Raw genomic sequence first — 536 nt, forward strand, 5'->3', positions numbered from 1 at the left:
TAGCCGCCAATGGTCATCAGGTCCTTGCACCGGCCGGTGACGAACAGCTCGCCGTCCCGGAAGAACCCCAGGTCGCCACTGCGCAGGTAGGGGCCCTCTCCGGTGTCGGCCACGTACGCGTTGAAGGCGTGCTCGGTCTCCTCGGGGCGTCCCCAGTAGCCCACGCCGACGCTGGGTCCGGATGCCCAGATCTCGCCCACTTCGTCAGCGCAGCAAGGCAGCCGGGTCTCCGGATCGACGATCAGCACCCGCATCCCGTCCAGCTCCGCGCCGCAGCCCACTATCGCCACGGCGTCGGCATCGTCGGCCGCGACGTCGATCACCTGATTGCGGCCCAGCGCGTTGCGGTCGACGTAGCGCACCCCGGCGACTTCCGGGCTCTGCATCGCGGTGACCAGCAGTGCGGATTCGGCCAGACCGAAGGCGGCCTGGATGCCGTTCAGCTGAAATCCGGCCGGGGCGAACGCCTCGGCGAAGTTCTGCAGAGTGGTCGCGCGGACCGGCTCGGTGCCGATCCAGGCGTGCGTCAGGTTGGA

1 protein-coding gene is annotated in these 536 nt (G+C 69.2%); it reads right to left on the minus strand.

Features of this window, described 5'->3' with window-relative positions:
- Positions 1–536 (minus strand): AMP-binding protein (locus A5648_RS02210; protein WP_165607289.1); only part of this gene is annotated, 536 nt, incomplete at both ends.

Source organism: Mycolicibacter sinensis (assembly GCF_001673565.1).
Classification (GTDB): domain Bacteria; phylum Actinomycetota; class Actinomycetes; order Mycobacteriales; family Mycobacteriaceae; genus Mycobacterium; species Mycobacterium sinense_C.